Source organism: Microbacterium sp. SA156 (assembly GCF_049065455.1).
Classification (GTDB): Bacteria; Actinomycetota; Actinomycetes; order Actinomycetales; family Microbacteriaceae; genus Microbacterium; species Microbacterium barkeri.
In genome coordinates this window covers 47,915-63,747 of record NZ_JBAKGU010000006.1, presented here as the reverse complement: position 1 = coordinate 63,747, position 15,833 = coordinate 47,915, and the positions used below count along the sequence as shown (strand labels likewise).

The 15,833-nt window shown below is 72.6% G+C and carries 13 protein-coding genes; 5 read left to right on the top strand and 8 right to left on the bottom strand.

Going from position 1 to position 15,833, the window contains the following annotated elements:
* Positions 1–80: 80 nt before the first annotated feature.
* The gene (locus tag ACOWU6_RS07380) at positions 81–1,439 is read left to right on the top strand and encodes an MFS transporter (RefSeq protein WP_421075269.1); all 1,359 of its coding nucleotides are present in this window, start codon (positions 81–83) and stop codon (positions 1,437–1,439) included.
* 3 nt (positions 1,440–1,442) lie between these two features.
* On the opposite strand, the gene ACOWU6_RS07375 is transcribed toward ACOWU6_RS07380, so the two are convergent.
* Positions 1,443–1,901, bottom strand: a complete 459-nt coding sequence (locus ACOWU6_RS07375; RefSeq protein WP_421075268.1) for an SRPBCC family protein — start codon at positions 1,899–1,901, stop codon at positions 1,443–1,445.
* Positions 1,902–2,036: 135 nt separating this feature from the next.
* Here ACOWU6_RS07375 and pgi point away from each other — a divergent pair, with 135 nt between their 5' ends.
* Positions 2,037–3,719, top strand: a complete 1,683-nt coding sequence (gene pgi / locus ACOWU6_RS07370) for a glucose-6-phosphate isomerase (RefSeq protein ID WP_421075267.1) — start codon at positions 2,037–2,039, stop codon at positions 3,717–3,719.
* A 54-nt stretch (positions 3,720–3,773) separates the two neighbouring features.
* On the opposite strand, the gene ACOWU6_RS07365 is transcribed toward pgi, so the two are convergent.
* The 4 genes from ACOWU6_RS07365 to ACOWU6_RS07350 form a co-directional block, all read right to left on the bottom strand.
* Positions 3,774–4,286: a metallophosphoesterase family protein gene (locus ACOWU6_RS07365; RefSeq protein ID WP_421075266.1), complete on the bottom strand. Its 513-nt coding sequence runs from the start codon at positions 4,284–4,286 to the stop codon at positions 3,774–3,776.
* Positions 4,287–4,317: 31 nt separating this feature from the next.
* A complete protein-coding gene (locus tag ACOWU6_RS07360; RefSeq protein WP_421075265.1) occupies positions 4,318–5,661 on the bottom strand; it encodes an FAD-binding oxidoreductase in 1,344 nt (447 codons plus the stop codon).
* 10 nt (positions 5,662–5,671) lie between these two features.
* Positions 5,672–7,849 (bottom strand): RNA polymerase recycling motor ATPase HelR, encoded by a 2,178-nt coding sequence (gene helR / locus ACOWU6_RS07355; RefSeq protein ID WP_421075264.1) that lies wholly within the window; start codon positions 7,847–7,849, stop codon positions 5,672–5,674.
* A gap of 143 nt (positions 7,850–7,992) precedes the next feature.
* The gene (locus ACOWU6_RS07350) at positions 7,993–8,658 is read right to left on the bottom strand and encodes a cyclase family protein (protein WP_421075263.1); all 666 of its coding nucleotides are present in this window, start codon (positions 8,656–8,658) and stop codon (positions 7,993–7,995) included.
* A gap of 29 nt (positions 8,659–8,687) precedes the next feature.
* Here ACOWU6_RS07350 and ACOWU6_RS07345 point away from each other — a divergent pair, with 29 nt between their 5' ends.
* Both ACOWU6_RS07345 and ACOWU6_RS07340 read left to right on the top strand, forming a co-directional pair.
* The gene (locus tag ACOWU6_RS07345; protein WP_421075262.1) at positions 8,688–9,515 is read left to right on the top strand and encodes a metalloregulator ArsR/SmtB family transcription factor; all 828 of its coding nucleotides are present in this window, start codon (positions 8,688–8,690) and stop codon (positions 9,513–9,515) included.
* A complete protein-coding gene (locus ACOWU6_RS07340; protein ID WP_421075261.1) occupies positions 9,512–10,111 on the top strand; it encodes a dihydrofolate reductase family protein in 600 nt (199 codons plus the stop codon). Before ACOWU6_RS07345 ends, ACOWU6_RS07340 begins: the two co-directional genes overlap by 4 nt.
* Before the next feature lie 4 nt (positions 10,112–10,115).
* Here ACOWU6_RS07340 and ACOWU6_RS07335 read toward each other — a convergent pair whose 3' ends face one another.
* From ACOWU6_RS07335 to ACOWU6_RS07325, 3 genes are read right to left on the bottom strand one after another with little or no spacing between them, the layout of a single operon-like run.
* Positions 10,116–11,768 carry a thiamine pyrophosphate-binding protein gene (locus ACOWU6_RS07335; RefSeq protein WP_421075260.1) on the bottom strand — a complete coding sequence of 551 codons (1,653 nt, stop codon included), beginning with the start codon at positions 11,766–11,768 and terminating at the stop codon, positions 10,116–10,118.
* Positions 11,723–13,402: an amidohydrolase gene (locus ACOWU6_RS07330; RefSeq protein ID WP_421075259.1), complete on the bottom strand. Its 1,680-nt coding sequence runs from the start codon at positions 13,400–13,402 to the stop codon at positions 11,723–11,725. The genes ACOWU6_RS07335 and ACOWU6_RS07330 overlap by 46 nt, the downstream gene beginning before the upstream one ends.
* Positions 13,399–14,721: an MFS transporter gene (locus ACOWU6_RS07325; protein WP_271173336.1), complete on the bottom strand. Its 1,323-nt coding sequence runs from the start codon at positions 14,719–14,721 to the stop codon at positions 13,399–13,401. Before ACOWU6_RS07325 ends, ACOWU6_RS07330 begins: the two co-directional genes overlap by 4 nt.
* 217 nt (positions 14,722–14,938) lie before the next feature.
* Between ACOWU6_RS07325 and ACOWU6_RS07320 the strand changes: the two genes are divergently transcribed.
* Positions 14,939–15,832, top strand: coding sequence for an Lrp/AsnC family transcriptional regulator (locus tag ACOWU6_RS07320; protein WP_271173337.1), 894 nt, complete (start codon positions 14,939–14,941; stop codon positions 15,830–15,832).
* Position 15,833 lies beyond the last annotated feature (1 nt).

The window sequence follows — 15,833 nt, the reverse complement described above, 5'->3', positions numbered from 1 at the left end:
GTTGTGAGGTGAGCACCACGAGCAGTCGCAGCAGGACCGTCGGCCTTCGATCCGAGCGCGGGCCTGTGCTCGGGGCTCTCATGCTGGCGACCGGGCTCATCGCGATCGACGCGACCATCCTCGCGACGGCCGTCCCGAGCGTCGTGGCCGATCTCGGGCAGTTCGATCAGTTCCCCTGGCTGTTCTCGGTCTACCTGCTCGCGCAGGCCGTGAGCGTCCCGATCTACTCGAAGCTCTCGGACACGATCGGGCGCAAGCCGATCATCCTCGTCGGCATCGGGCTGTTCCTCCTCGGCTCCCTTCTGTGCGGCGTGGCCTGGAGCATGACGTCGCTCATCCTCTTCCGCCTCGTCCAGGGTCTCGGCGCGGGCGCGGCGACGCCCATGGCGATGACCATCGTCGGCGACATCTACACGGTCGAGGAGCGCGCGAAGGTGCAGGGCTACATCGCGAGCGTCTGGGCGGTCTCGTCGGTGCTCGGCCCCGCGCTCGGCGGGCTCTTCTCGCAGTTCGCGTCGTGGCGCGGCATCTTCCTCATCAACATCCCGCTCTGCATCGCCGCGGGCTGGATGCTCGTGCGCGCATATCACGAGCAGGTCGAGCGGCGCCGCCACCGCATCGACTACGCGGGAGCCGTGCTCCTCACCATCGGGATGTCGGCGCTCATCCTCGCGGTGCTCGAGGGCGGCAGCGCCTGGGCATGGACGGCTCCGCAGAGCATCGCGGCCTTCTCGATCGCCGGGGCCGCGCTCGTCGCGTTCGCCATCGTCGAGCGGCGCGCAGCCGAGCCGATCATCGACCTGTCGCTGCTCGGGCGCCGGCTCATCCTCACGACCACCCTCGTGGCGCTGGCGGTCGGCGCGCTGCTGACGGGCATCACGAGCTTCGCGCCCACCTACCTCGAGAACTCGATCGGCACCGTGCCGCTCCTCTCGGGGCTCGCGGTGGCCGCGCTCACGCTCGGATGGCCGCTCGCGGCGTCGAACTCGGGGCGCCTGTACCTGCGCTGGGGCTTCCGCACGACGACCGTGATCGGCGCGGCGATCTCGCTCGCGGGTGCTGCCGGGCTCGTGGCCGTCGCGCCCTGGCCCAACCCGTTCCTCGTCGCCCTCACCGCGTTCGTCGTCGGCTTCGGCCTCGGCTGGACGGCCGCGCCGACCGTGATCGCCGCGCAGGCGTCGGTCGGGTGGGGCGAGCGCGGCGTCGTCACGGGACTCAACGCCTTCTCCCGCTCGGTGGGATCCGCCGTCGGCGTCGCGATCTTCGGCGCCGTCGCGAACGGCATCATCGCCGCAGGCGAGGGCGAGCACGACTACGACACGATCGTCGCGGCCTCCACCTGGGTCTTCGTCGGCGTCGCCGTCACGGCGGCGCTCATGCTCGTGGCCGCGATCGCGATGCCGCGAGAGCGCGTCGCATCGGGCGAGCCGACGGACTGACGCTCAGGAGCCCGCCGCGCGGTCGCGGGCCGCGTGTCCCTCGGCGAGGAACGCCAGACGCCGCAGCGTCTCGGCGTTGCGCGCATGCAGCGGCGGATCGACGAGGAACCGGGGAACGAGCGACCCGGGACCCTCGACGGCCGCCTCCGAGATCCTCACGAGCGATCCGGCGCCGCGCGGCTTGACCTCGATCGTCACGCGCGCCTCGCCGATCGGCCATCCGCGCGCCTGCAGCACCATCCGGCGCGGCGGATCCCATTCGACGCACTCGGTCGTGTCGTCGAGGAGCAGCGGCCAGCTGCCCACCGAGTGGTGGAGCTCGGCGCCGGGGCGCGGCCAGTCGTCGTCGACCTTGCGCATGCGCGACGCCCCCACGACCCAGACCGGGTAGAGCCATCCGTCGCCGAGGACGCGGAAGATCTCCTCGGGGGTGCAGCGGATCTCGCGGACGTTGATCGACATGGTCGCCTCCGGCTCTCGGTGCCTGGTGCTCACGCTAGACGCAGCCCCTGACCGCGGCACGGGCTTGACACGCGGAGCCTGCCCTCACATGACGCCCGGTGGGCGCGTGAGGGCGGCACTCGGTACGGTTGCAGCATGACCGCTCCCGTCGACCCCACGTCCACCTCGGCCTGGGCGGAGCTCGAGGCGCACCGCGCGAGCTTCTCCCCCGACCTGCGCGGCTGGTTCGCCGCCGACCCCGATCGGGCCGAGCGTCTCAGCCTTCCGCTCGCCGACCTCCACGTGGACCTCTCGAAGAACCTCGTGACCGACGACATCCTCGCCTCGCTCGTGCGACTCGCCGAGCAGACCGGCGTCGCCGAGCGCTTCGCGGCGATGCTCGAGGGCACGCACATCAACACGACCGAGGACCGCGCGGTCCTGCACACGGCGCTGCGTCGCCCGGCCGGCGCGACGCCCGCGCTCACGGTCGACGGGCAGGATGTCGACGCCGACGTGCACGCCGTGCTGGCCAAGGTCTCCGCCTTCGCGGAGCGCGTGCGCGGCGGCGACTGGCGGGGCGTCACCGGCAAGCGCGTGACGCACGTCGTGAACATCGGCATCGGCGGATCCGACCTCGGGCCGGTGATGGTGTACGAGGCGCTCAAGCCCTACGCGGACGCGGGCATCGAGGCGCGCTTCATCTCGAACATCGACCCCACGGACCTCGCGCAGAAGGTCGCCGACCTCGATGCCGAGACGACCCTTTTCATCGTCGCGTCGAAGACGTTCACGACGCTCGAGACGCTCACGAACGCGCGCCTCGCACGCGACTGGCTGTGGTCGCAGCTCGCCGGCAAGGGCGCGATCGCTGACGACGACGCGGCGCGCACCGACGCCGTCGCGCACCACTTCGTCGCCGTGTCGACGGCTCTCGACAAGGTCGCCGACTTCGGCATCGACCCCGAGAACGCCTTCGGGTTCTGGGACTGGGTCGGCGGCCGCTACTCGGTGGACTCGGCGATCGGCACGTCGCTCGCGATCGTGCTCGGACCGGCGGTCTTCCGCGAGCTGCTCGAGGGATTCCACGCGGTGGACGAGCACGTGCGCACGACGCCGCTCGCGCGCAACGTGCCCGTGCTCATGGGGCTCCTCAACGTCTGGTACACGAACTTCCTCGGCGCCCAGTCGCACGCGGTGCTCCCCTACGCGCAGCAGCTGCACCGCTTCGCGGCCTACCTCCAGCAGCTCACCATGGAGTCCAACGGCAAGTCGGTGCGCTGGGACGGCACGCCGGTGACGACCGACACGGGCGAGGTGTTCTGGGGCGAGCCGGGCACGAACGGCCAGCATGCGTTCTACCAGCTGATCCACCAGGGCACGCGGCTCATCCCCGCCGACTTCATCGCGTTCGCGAACCCCGCATACCCCCTCCAGGACGGCGGCCGGGACGTGCACGGGCTGTTCCTCGCGAACTTCCTCGCGCAGACGAAGGCGCTCGCGTTCGGCAAGACCGCGGATGAGGTGGAGGCCGAGGGCACGACGGGTCCGCTCGTCGCGGCGCGCACGTTCGCGGGCAACCGCCCGACGACGTCGATCTTCGCTCCCGCGCTCACGCCGGCGGTGCTCGGCCAGCTGATCGCGCTGTACGAGCACATCGTGTTCACGCAGGGCGTCGTGTGGGGCATCAACTCCTTCGACCAGTGGGGCGTCGAGCTCGGCAAGCAGCTCGCCCTCCAGATCGCGCCCGCCATCGAGGGCGACGAGGCCGCGCTCGAGGCGCAGGACCCGTCGACGAAGGCGCTGCTCGCGTACTACCGCGCGCACCGCTCGAGCTGACGCGAGATCCCCGACGGCCCGGCTGCGTTCGCGCGGCCGGGCCGTTCGGCGTCGTCAGCTGCGGACGACCGGCACGAGCGCGACGTCGCGGAGCACGTCGCCGTCGATGGCACACGTCATGAGCGTGCACGCGGGCTGGCGTCGACGGTCGGTGGGCGAGCCCGGGTTCAGCAGCCGGGTGCCCGCGGGCGTCGTCGAGTCCCAGGGGATGTGGCTGTGCCCGAAGACGAGCACGTCGGGCCGCTCCTCGGCCAGCAGACCGTCGACACGCTCCTCGCGACCTCGGGCCGCCCCTGTCTCGTGGATCACGGCGAGGTCGATGCCCTCGATGCGCACCCGTGCGAGCTCGGGCAGACGCGCACGCAGCGCGGGCCCGTCGTTGTTGCCGTGCACGCCGATGAGGCGCCGGGAGCGCATCTCGAGAGCGTCGAGCGTCTCGACGTCGACCCAGTCGCCCGCGTGCACGACCACGTCGGCGGCGTCGATCGCGCGCCACACGTCATCCGGCAGCCGCCGGGCGCGCGCAGGCACATGGGTGTCGGCGAGCAGAACCAGGCGCGTCGTCATCCGGCGCGCTCCTTGGTCCGCCCGGCCGCCGTCATCGCGGCAGGCGCCCCTCGTGCAGGACGGCGTCGGGATCGACCAGCTGGCGGATGGCGCGGAGTCGATCGAGATCGGCGCGGGTCCCCGCGCGCTCGAGCGTCTCCTCGGGCGCGAGGAACGTCGGCACGAGCGGCGCCTCGTCCGCGCGACCGAGGATCTCGCGCAGGCCAGCGAGGCTCGCGTCACCCGGCTCGCGCGGCGCACCGGGCGCGACCGGGGCGAGCCCGTGCACGAGCCACGCGGCGTCGGACAGCGACGCGAACCCCTCGCGCCGTGGCGAGTCGAGTGCGCCGCCGAGCATGCGGAGCCCGAGTCCGACGAGGGGCGCCTGCTCGGGAAGCGCGCGGAACGTGAGGAGGTCGTCGAGCAGGGCGTCGTCGAGAGACCGCAGTGCCGAGGACACACCGCGTGTGGGCGTGGGATCGGTGGGCTCCGCCGATCGGGAGGCCATGAGCGCCGGTGTCGTGTGACCGAAGTCCTCGCGCTCGACGGGGGCCGCCGCGCGGATCGGCTCGAGGAACTCCGCCGCGGCCTCGTCGATCGCGAGGACATCGACCGTGAGGAAGCTGCGCGCCCTGATCGCCTCGGGCAGCTGAGGGACGTCGGGCATGCGCATCGACGTCGCGAAGAGATTGAGCGACGGCGGGGCGACCGCGGCGAGGTCGCGCACGGCTCGCAGCGCGTCGGCCGAGTGCGCCGAGTCGAAGACGATGCTGCCGCCCACGAGCACGGGGGCCGCGACGAGGTCGATCTCGATCTCGGTCACGATCCCCGCGATGCCGCCCGCGCCGCGCAGCGCCCACATGGTCTCGGGGTCGCTCGCGTCATCCACACGCTCGTGCGTCCCGTCGGGTCGGACGATCCAGGCCGCGCGCAGCGCGTCGGACCCGAGGCCCGCCGATCGGCTGAACCACGAGTGTCCCCCGCCGAGGGTGTAGCCCGTCGCGCTCACGACGCGGCTCGTGCCGGCGGGCGCGACCAGTCCCGTGCCGTCGAGGGCGTCGATGACCGCGCCCCAGGCGACGCCGGCGCCGATGCGCGCGATGCGGGCCTCCTGGTCGATCTCGAGCGCATCGAAGGCGCGGGGTCGAACGAGCACGGCGCCCTCGAGATCCGAGGCCGCGCCGTGCCCGCACGGCTGGACGGCGAGCACGACGCCCTCCTCGCGCGCGAAGGCGACGAGGGCGACGAGGTCGTCGACACCGGCCGGCTCAGCGACCGCCGCGGGCCGCTGCTCGACGGAGAGATTCCACGGTCGGCGCGCCTCGTCGAAGGCGGCGTCGTCGGGCAGGCGGAGGGAGCCGGAGAGGCGGCCGCGGAGCGCATCGAGAGCGGACATGACCCACACGCTAGCGAGGTCGTCGGACATCCGTCTCCCCCGGCTCCGCATCGAGGAGGACGAGCTCGCGCGTCGCACGCGTCATCGCGACGTAGCGGTCGACCGCGGCCTCGATCCCGCCGCCCGGCGCGTCTGCGCCGGCGAGGAGCACGAGGTCGAACTCGAGCCCCTTCGCGTCCTCCGGCGTCGCCGAGCGGACGCGCCCGTGCGGGCGGAAGTCCGGGTCACCGATCACGCATGCCGTGCCCTCGACGTGCTCGGCGAGCCACCGCTCGAGAATCGCGTCGCGCTCACCCGCCCGCGCCCTCCGCACGGGGATGCCCGAGCTGCGTACGGACACCGGGACGTTCGCGTCGGGCAGGGCGGCGCGGATGACCGGCTCGGCGACCGCCATGATCTCCGACGGCGTCCGGTAGTTGACCGTGAGCGAGGCGACGCGCACGTCGCGCAGACCCGCGCGCGCGAGCCGCTCCTCCCACGAGCCGAGGAAGCCGTGCCGTGCCTGCGCTCGGTCGCCGACGACCGTCAGGCTGCGGGAGGGACAGCGGCGCAGCAGCATCTGCCACTGCGCGTCGGTGAGCTCCTGCGCCTCGTCGACGACGATGTGGGCGAAGGGCCCGATCAGCGCGTCGGGCTCGGGCGCCGGAACGCCCGCCTCGTCGACGAGGCTCTCCCGCGCGTCGTCCCCGCGCAGGATCATCGCGACGCCCATCTCGCTGTCGTCGTTCGCGATGAGATAGTCGGCGATGTCCTCCCGGTAGGCCCGCTGCGCGGACAGCGCCGCCTCGCGCTCCCGCGCGCGGCGCGCCGTCCCGGGATCGCCCAGTCGCATCCGGGCTGCATCGAGAAGCGGGAGATCCGCGCTCGTCCACGCCGCGCCATCCGCCCGCGTCAGCAGCCGCACCTCGTCGTCCGCGAGCCACGGCGCGCAGCGCCGCAGGTACGCCGGCACGGTCCACAGGTCGCTCACGAGATCCGCTGCCTCGAGCCGCGGCCACGCGCGCGTGAAGGCCGTCGCGAGGTCCCTGTCCTGCGCGAGCGCGCGGCGCAGGAGGTCCGCCGGCGCCTCCTCGTCGTCGTGCCGGTCGGCGATGAGCTCGAGCAGCGTCTCCCAGACCTGGTCGCGCGCCTCGTTGTGCGGCGTCCCCGGCTCGGGAGACGCGAACGCGTCGGCCCAGTCATCCGCCGTCACGACGACGTCCGTCCATGGCGTCTCGACGAGCACCTCGTCGACGGGCGGCTCCTCGTAGAGGCGCACGGCCGGCTCGATCGCCTGCACCATCCGCCCGTCCGCCTTGAGAGACGCGACCCGAGGGTCGGGTTCCGCGCGGGCGATGGCGCCCTCGACGACGAGGTCGTCGACCGTGCACACGCGCACGCCCTCCTCTCCGAGACTCGGCAGCACATCCGACACGTAGTCGAGATACGCGCGCGACGGCCCGACGACGAGCACGCCGCCGCCACCGCGTGCCATCCGCGGCTCGGCGTGCAGCAGGTACGCCGCGCGATGGAGCGCGACGACCGTCTTGCCCGTTCCCGGGCCGCCGTCGACGACGAGCGCGCCGGCCGAGGGCGCGCGGATGATCGCGTCCTGATCGGCCTGGATGGTCGCGAGCACATCGCGCATGTGCGGAGAGCGGCTCGCGCCGAGACTCGCGATGAAGGCGGACTGGTCGTCGAGCGCCGCGCCGCTCTCGAGGGCGTCGGCCGTGAACACCTCGTCCCAGTAGTCCACGATGCGGCCGCCGCTCCACCGGTAGCGCCGTCGGCTGCTCAGCCCCATCGGATCGGCGTGCGTCGCGCCGAAGAAGGGCTCGGCCGCGCGCGCCCTCCAGTCGACGAGGAGCGGCTCGCCATCGGCATCGGAGAGGCCGATGCGGCCGATGTAGACGGGGTCGCCGCCCTCGGCGGGCACCATGCGGCCGAGGCAGAGATCGAGGCCGAAGCGCCGCAGCAGGCGCAGGCGGGCCGTCAGGCGGTGGATCTCGAGGTCGCGGTCGAGGGCCTTCTGCCCCTGGCCGGCCGGCGCGCGGCGCTGCGCCTCGAGGCGGTCGGATGCGTCGGCGATCTGGCGAGCGAGGCTCGCGGCGATCGCGGCGAACTGCGCCTCGTCGCGTGCGATGAGCGCGGCGTCGGCCTTGGCGGCGCGGCTGTCGGGAAGGGCGAACGGGCTGAGGGCGGTGGTCATGCGGGCGGCTCCGACAATCGCGACGGCACGGCGGACACCCGCTGCGCGCGGGTGCCGGCCGGAGGGAAGGAGACGATTCTGCCCCGTACCGGGGGCCTTGCGGCAAGCCCCCACCCCGGCCGTACACTGGAACCGCGGGGAGATCAGAGGGCGACGACGCGCGCCGGCGCTCCATCGGCATCGATCGCGAGGGGGAAGACGCCGATCCGCGGATGCCGCTCGAGGCCCGCCAGGCCGCGCAGGTTCTCGACGATGAGCGCGTCGGCGCCGAGCACGATCTCGTGCACGGGGAAGCCCTCCCCGCCCGTCGGGTCGGGGCTCAGCAGGTCGACCGCGAGCACGCGCATGCCGTGCGCGACGAGCCAGGCGGCCGCCGCCGGGTCGAGGTGCGGATGCGCGGTCGCGTCCGCCGACCCGAAGCGCTCCGCCCATCCGGTGTCCAGCACGACGATCGGCCGCAGATCGGCTTCGAGGTCGGCCGACGCCCGACGCAGGTCGTCGAGCGTGATGACCGCGCCGGCGGCGACCTCGCCGAGGTGCAGGACGATTGCCTCGCCTACGAGCTCGTCGAGCGGGATCGCGCCGGTCGTGCGCCCGCCCGCGAGGACGTGGGACGGCGCGTCGAGGTGCGTTCCCGTGTGCGAGCCGAGGTGCAGGGCGGCGACCTCGACGCCGTCGCGCGCGATCTCGAGAGCCGGCTCGATGCGCACCGCGGGGTCGCCGGGATACACGGTCATGCCGGTGCGGATGGGATGGCTGAGATCGCGCATGCGCCGACGGTACACCGTGCCGAAGATTTTCCTTGACATGAATATTCGTCGCAGTGAATACTTCAGTCATGGACCCGCTGCTCGCCGCTCTCGCCGATCCCGCCCGATGGCGGATGATCGAGCTGCTCGCCCTCCGCCCCCGAGCCGTGGGCGAGCTGGCGGAGCTCCTCGGCCTGCGCCAGCCGCAGACCACCAAGCACCTGCAGACGCTCGCGCGCGCGGGCGTCGTCAGCGTGCATCCCCTCGGCCAGCGGAGGGTGTACGCGCTCGAGACGTCGCCCCTCCGGGCTGCGGCGAACCGCCTCGCGAACCTCCTGCAGCAGGCCGATGCGCACGCCGACGAGCGCGAGGTGCTCGATCGCTATCGCGCCGCCATCAGCGCGGAGCGTGCCGCCGCGGACTCCCCTGGATGGGCGGATGGCCGCTCGTTCGCCTTCGAGCGCCACCTCGCCGCCCCGCGCGAGACGGTGTGGCGTCACTGGACCGACGCCGCACTCCTCGCCACGTGGTGGGCGCCGCCGTCTTTCGAGGTCGTCGAGAGCACGATCGCACCGCACCCGGAGGGGGCGGTCGTGCTCGCCTACCGCGATCCGGACGGCGCTCACTACCGGTCGGACGGGCGGGTCCGGGTCGCCGAGGCTCCGGAGCGCCTCGAGTTCGACCTGTCGGTGCGCGACAGCGAGGGCGGTGTGGCTTTCACGGCCCACTACGCGGTCTCGCTCGACGAGGCTCCCCGGGGAACCCGTCTCGTGGCGGAGCTGCACCTCGACGCCACCGCCGTCGCCTCCTCTCCCTTCATCGCCGGCATCGAGACCGGCTGGAACCAGGTGCTCGACAACCTCGTCGCACGCGTCGCCGCGGATCCGCGGCCTGATCGGAAGGAACCCCTCTCATGAACGCTCACGCACCTCGCAGGGTCACGGCGAACCTCACCCTCACCCTCGATGGACGCTTCAACGGCCCCGGCGGGCCCGGCGACCTCGCGGCGATCGTCCCGTACGCGGTGACCGATGTCGCACGCGACCAGATGCACCGCATGCACGAGAACGCGACGACGGCCGTGCTCGGACGCGGCAACGCGCAGGGGTTCCTCGGCTTCTGGCCTTCCGTCGCCGACGACCCCTCCGCAGACCCGCGCGACCGCGGCTACGCCGCCTGGCTCCGCGATGTCGAGAAGGTGGTCCTCTCGTCCTCCCTCTCGGAGGCGCCCTGGGAGCGCACGCGCATCGTCTCGGCCCCCGTCGCCGACGTCGTGACGCAGCTGCGCGCGTCCGGCGAGGGCGACATCCTCGTCAACACCAGCCCGAGCCTCATCCGCCCGCTCCTCGCCGCGGACCTCATCGACCGGCTCTACCTCATCGTCTGCCCCGAGATCTCCGGCGGCGGCGAGCGGCTGCTCGAGGACGGGCTCCCGTCGTCGTCCTGGCGCCTGGTGCTGCACGAGGCCGGCGACCGCGGGGAGCTCGCGCTCGTCTACGACCGAGCGCGCTGAGGACTCATCCGTCCGCGATTGCACCCTGCGGGATGTGGACGAGCCGGACGCCTCCGGCCTCGACCGCCTCGCCGATCGCGGTGCCGATGTCGCCCCGTCGCTCGACGCGCACGCCCCGCGCGCCGAAGGCATCCGCGAGCGCAGCCCAGTCCGGCTGGACGAGATCGACGCCGATCGGCGCGATGCCCCGGTCGATCTCGTTCTGCCGGATCTCCGCGTAGCCGCCGTTGTCGACGCACACGACGACGAGGTCGAGCCGCTGCTCGACCGCGGTCATGAGCTCGTTGACGCAGAACATGAGCGCGCCGTCGCCCAGGACGGCGACGACGGGCCGCTCGGTCTGGGCGACCCGGGCGCCGATCGCGGCGGGTAGTCCGTATCCGAGCGTCGCGTAGGTCGGCGTGTAGAGCAGCGAATGCGGGCGCGCCTGGCGGAGCACGTTCGCGAGCGCCATGTAGACGATCTGCGACGAGTCGCCTGCGACGACCGCGTCGTGGGGCAGGGCTCGCGCGATGGCCTCGGCGAGCGCGACGGTCTCCGGGAGGGCCTCACGTGTCTCCGCGAGGATGGCCGCGCGCGCGTCGGCGAGGTCCGGCGCGGGGCGCGTCCGGATCGCGAGCTCGGCGAGCAGCGCGTCGAGGACGGCCCGGCAGTCGCCCACGATCCCGACCGTCGCCTCGAGGTTCTTGTGCACCTGCGCGGCCGAGATGTCGATGCGGATGACCCGGCCGCGTGCGGCGAGTGCGGGAGCCCACAGCTCGGCCTCGCCGAGCTTCGAGCCGAGCACGACGAGCACGTCTGCGTCCTCCGCGACCCCGCGCGCCGACGCGAGTCGCAGGTTCGAGCCGAGCGACAGGGGGTGGTGCTCGTCGACCGTCCCCTTGCCGTTGAGGGTCGTCAGCACCGGAGCGCCGAGGCGCTCGGCGAGCGCCGTCACCTGCGTCGCGGCGCGCGTGGCGCCCCCGCCGGCGACGATCACGGGGCGCCGGGCGCCCTCGAGAAGCGCGACAGCACGGGCGACGGCGGTCGCGTCCGGCCGTGCCGCYGGGCGGAGCTCGCGCGGCGCCCGTGCGGCGACCGGCACCTCGGCCGGCGCCTCGAGCACGTCGAGCGGGATCTCGATGTGCACGGGGCGCGGCCGCCCCGTGCGGAAGAGCGCGAAGGCGTCGTGCACGGCGTCCACGGCCTCAGCCGCGCTCTCGACGCGGCGCGACCACTCCGCGATCGCACCGACCATGGCGCTCGCATCCTTGGTCTCGTGGAGCGTGCCGACGTCTCGGAACTCGTCTCCGCGCGCGACCCCGGGCGACAGCACGAGCAGCGGGCGGGACTCGCAGAACGCCGTGCCGATCGCGCTCATGGCGTTCTGCAGACCGGGCCCCGAGGTCGTGATGACGACGCCCGGCATCCCCGTCAGCTGCGCCCAGCCGTCCGCCCCGTAGCCCGAGCCCTGCTCATGGCGATTCGTGACGACGCGGATGCCGAGATCGGCCAGCGGGCGGTAGAGCTCGAGGTTGTGCGTGCCGGGGATGCCGAAGACGGCCGTGACGCCGTAGGCGCGGATCGTCTCGAGCACCGCACGCCCCGCGGTGTCCGCGTCGCGCGCCCCGGTCACGAGCCGACCTCCGCGCGGTGACGGCGCTCGCCGCCGATCCATGTCTCCCTGACCCGGATGGCGGCGATGCGCTCGGGCTCGACCGCGAGCGGGTCGTCGCTCAGCACGGCGAAGTCCGCGCACTTCCCGACTTCGAGCGAGCCGAGATCGTCCTCCCGCCCGAGCGACACCGCGCCTTCGTAGGTGTGGGCGCGCAGCGCCGCGCGCGCGGACACGCGCAGGTCGTCGGGGCCGAGACGGCGCCCGCGTCGCGTCACCCGCGTCACGGCCGTCTGGATCGCCTCGAGCGGGATGGGCTCGGCGACCGGCGCATCCGACGAGATCGTGATCGGCACGCCGGCGGCCTCGAACTCGCCCAGCGGGTTGAACCGCTCCCCCGGGGTTCCGATGGCCTCCTCGACGCCCTCGCCCCAGTTGTAGTAGTGCTGCGTCTGGTTCACCGGCCGGATGCCCGCTGCAGCCATCCGGCGGATCTGGTCGGCCGTCGGCAGGCCGCAGTGCTCGATCCGATGGCGGGCGTCGGGATCGGGGCGCTCGGCGAGCGCCGCCTCGATCGCCGACACGACCATCTCGATCGCGGTCGGCGACTGCGCATGCGTGGCGGTCTGCAGGCCCGCGGCATGTGCGCGGCGGATGAGCTCTGCGTACTCGGCGGGCTCGTGGTAGAACTGGCCCGTGCGGCACGGGTCGCCCACGTACCCGTCGGGGAAGTACGCCGTCCATCCGCCGAGCGTGCCGTCGGCGTAGAGCTTGATGCCGGCGAAGCTCAGGTGCGCGTTGCCGAACGCGCCGACGAGCCCCATCTCGAGTGCCTCGTCGAGGAGGTGCGAGAGCAGGTACATCGACACGCGCAGCTCGAGCCGCCCGGCCTCGGCGAGGCGCAGGTACATGTCGAACTCGCGACGCGAGACCTGGGCGTCGCCGATCGCGGTCACACCGCCGTCGAGGAACCGGCGGGTCGCGACATCGAGCTGGCGCAGGTGCTCCTCCGGCTCGTCGGCGAGGTGGAAGTTCGGTCCGTGATGGCCGATCTTCACGCCGTGCACCCCCGTGAGGATGTTGCAGGCCGCGTCGGACAGCTCGCCCGTGAGCTCGCCGTCTGCGTCGCGGAAGAACACGCCGCCCTCGGGGTCGGGCGTGCCGCGGTCGACGCCCGCGCGCTCGAGCGTCACGCTGTTGACGACGCCGCCGTGGCCCGAGGCGTTCATGAGGTAGACCTCGCGCTCGGTCGACACCTCGTCGAGCTCGAAGCGGGTCGGGTGACGGCGCTCGGCGAGGTTGCGGTGCTCGTACCCGTAGCCGCGGACGGGACGCCCCTCGGGGAGGCCCTCCGCCGCGGCGCGGAGCAGCGCGACGATCTCGGGGATGCTGCCCGCCTTCTCGGGCCCGCAGTCCACCCACGTCATCATCTGCCCGTACATGAGCGGATGCGCGTGCGCGTCGACGAAGCCCGGCACGACGACGCCGTCGCCGAGGTCGGCGGTCTCCGGATCGAGGCCGAGCGCGTGCGCGGCCGCAGCGCATGTCTCGCGGTCGCCGACGGCGAGGATCCGGCCGCGATCGATGAGCATCGCCGTCGCGGTCGTGTCGCGGCCGTCGACAGTGTGGATCGCACGCGCGACGATCATCCGCGGCGCGGTCTGAGCGGGTCGGTCGAAGGGGGTCAGCTTCCTCATGGGAGTCGGTTCGTCCTCGTGTCGGTGCGGGGCGTGAAGGACGCCGTGACGGGCGCCTCGTCGGAGTGCTGGGGAGCGAGCCGCGTGCAGATGCCCGCGAGCACGGCCATCCCGGTGAACATCGCGATCACCGACCAGACGCTGCCGGTCCACGCGATGAGCTGCGTCGCGAACCAGGGCGAGAACCCTGCCCAGACCGCCGCGCCCACGCCATAGGCGAGCGCGATCGACGTGTAGCGCGCCTGAGGGCGGAACATCTGCGCGAGGATCGCGGCGATCGGAGCGTACGTCGCGCTCATGGCGACGCGCACGAGCGAGGCCAGGAGGAAGACGGCCGGCTCGATCCGCCCCGGCATGACGAGCAGGAAGGGCGCGAACGTGAGCACGGAGGTGACCAGGCCGATGTACATGATGTTCTTGCGCCCCCAGCGGTCGCCCAGCCACGCGATGGGGAGCGTCACGAGGAACTCGACGAACGACGCCACGGTCATCGCGTCGAGGATCAGCTGCTCGCTGAGCGCGACCGTCTCGCCGGTCGCGTATGCCGTGGCGAACGTCGTCGCGAGGTAGTAGCCGCCGGTCGAGATCGGCAGCAGGCCGATGCCGAGGAGGATCGGCAGCCAGTTGGCACGCAGCGCGAACGCGAGCGGCATGGACTGCTTGCGCCCCTCGACCTTCGAGGCGAAGACCGGCGACTCCTCGACGCGGTAGCGGACCCACAGCCCCACCCCGATGAGCACGATCGACGCGATGAACGGGATGCGCCATCCGCCGTCGATGATGAAGGTCTCGCCGCCGCGCGACATGATCGCGAAGACGCCGGACGCGAGCAGCGCGCCGGCGGGGTTGCCGAGCTGCGTGAAGCCCCCGTAGAAGGTCTTCGACTTCTCGGGCGCGTGCTCGACGCTCATCAGGACGGCGCCGCCCCACTCGCCGCCGACGGCCAGCCCCTGCAGCGCGCGCAGGGCGATGAGGAGGATCGGCGCGGCGATGCCGATGTCGGCGTACGTCGGCAGGCAGCCGACGAGCACGGTCGCGACGCCCATGAGGAGGAGGGTGATCACGAGGGAGACACGGCGGCCCAGCTTGTCTCCGATGTGGCCGAAGACGATGCCGCCCAGCGGACGGACGAGGAAGGCGACGGCGAACGTCGCGAAGGCGGCCGCTGTCTCGGCGAGCGGGTCGTCGCTCGGGAAGAACAGCGGTCCGAAGACGAGGGCGGCGGCGGTCGCGTAGACGTAGAAGTCGTACCACTCGATCGTGGTGCCGACGAACGCGGCGAAGCCGGCGCGCCGCGCTCTGCTGTGCGTGGAAGTCATGGTGGCCGCTCCTTTGCGGGGGTATCGGGTTGCATCGGATGCTACGAGCGGCCGGCAGGCGGAGCAAGGCCAGAACTCCAGGAGAATCTCGCTGTCGCCGATGTTCCGATTCGAGGAACGCGCAGATCCGCTCGCGGTGTCTCCTTGAATCGCGAGTAGACTTCACTTCTGCGCGCGTCGACGCGCGTTCCACGGAATCTCGCGGATCGGAGACGGGATGGACTTCGAAGCCGACCTCGTTCGGGCGCTGCAGGAGGACGGGCGTGCGAGCATCCACTCCCTCGCGCTGAGGCTCGGGCAGTCCCGCGCGGCCGTCTCGACACGGCTCCGCGCGATGCTCGCCGACGGCACCGTGCGCGTCGTCGCCGCGGTCGATCCCGCCTTCCTCGGTCAGCACGTGCTCGCGCACGTCTCGGTGCGGGCCGATGGCTCCGTGCAGCCCATCGCCGAGCATCTGCGCGGGCTCCCCGAGACCGTGCTCGTCTCAGCCGTGGGCGGCTCGCACGATCTCGTCACCGAGGTGCGGGTCGGCTCCATGGCGACCCTCCACGAGCTGCTCGCGCGCATCCGCGGGCTCAGCGGCGTCGTGGACATCAGCACCCTGATCTACTCGACGGTCGTGAAGGGCTTCTTCGTCTCCGACTATCAGGGCGACCTCGTGATCGACGACATCGACATGTCCCTGATCGAGATGCTGCAGCGCGACGGCCGCATGAGCTATCGCGCACTCGGCGAGGCGGTCCGCCTCTCCCCCTCCGCGGTCACGACACGCGTGCAGCGCCTCATCGCGGGCGGTGTCATCAAGATCAGCGCCGTCGAGGCGCGGGGCCTTGCGCACCGGCAGCTGTCGATGGGGGTCGGGCTCAACCTCTCCGGGGAGGACGACGCCGTGATCGACGCGCTGCGCGAGTGGCGCGGCGTCGACTTCGCCGCTCGCACGCTGGGCCGCTTCGACGCGGTCGCGACGCTCGTGGAGCCGACGGCGGGCGCGCTGTACGCGAGCCTCGAACGACTCCGCACGCTCCCTGGCGTCGCGCGGATGGAGTCGTGGCTGCACCTCGCGGTGCTCAAGGAGGACTACGCGCGGACGCTGCGGCCCGCCGCGCGCTGAG